Origin of the sequence: Aquabacterium sp. UBA2148 (genome assembly GCF_002328915.1) — a bacterium.
In the GTDB taxonomy this organism is placed as follows: Bacteria; Pseudomonadota; Gammaproteobacteria; order Burkholderiales; family Burkholderiaceae_C; genus Aquabacterium; species Aquabacterium parvum.
The window spans coordinates 1845-2253 of record NZ_DCXA01000048.1; the positions used below are offsets into that span (position 1 = coordinate 1845).

1 protein-coding gene is annotated in these 409 nt (G+C 72.1%); it reads right to left on the reverse strand.

What is annotated here, in order from left to right; all coding sequences use genetic code 11:
• Nucleotides 1-125: 125 nt before the first annotated feature.
• A partial coding sequence (locus B2W70_RS02490; RefSeq protein ID WP_286742503.1) for a helix-turn-helix domain-containing protein occupies nt 126-409 on the reverse strand: 284 nt, incomplete at its 5' end.

A 409-nucleotide genomic window follows, 5' to 3' on the forward strand; every position in this document is an offset into this window, starting at 1 on the left:
TGACGCCCGGAGGGCGGGGGCCGAAGTTGGGGGAGGGCACGTGACGCGCGCCCAGGTGCCAGCCTGCCTGCCAGGCGCTCGACGAGGCATCCCGTGCCTGGGCGAGATGGGCGCCGGGATCGGGCTCAGTCGCCATCGGTTTCGGGGTCGAAACGTTCGCCCAGCAGCACCCCCTGGTCGCTCACCTGCACGCCCAGGCGGGCCATGCGATAGCGCATCTGGCGCAGGGACAGGCCCAGGCTGGCACCAGCGGCCGTGCGGTTGAGCCGGTGCTTTTCCAGGGCCTGGATGAGGATTTCGCGCTCGACCTGGTCCAGGTGGGCGACCAGGTCACGCGGCATGGGCGCGGTCGTTGCGGGGGGCTGAGCCTGGATGGGCTGGGTGGTCGAGGGCATCGAGCCGGCCTCGG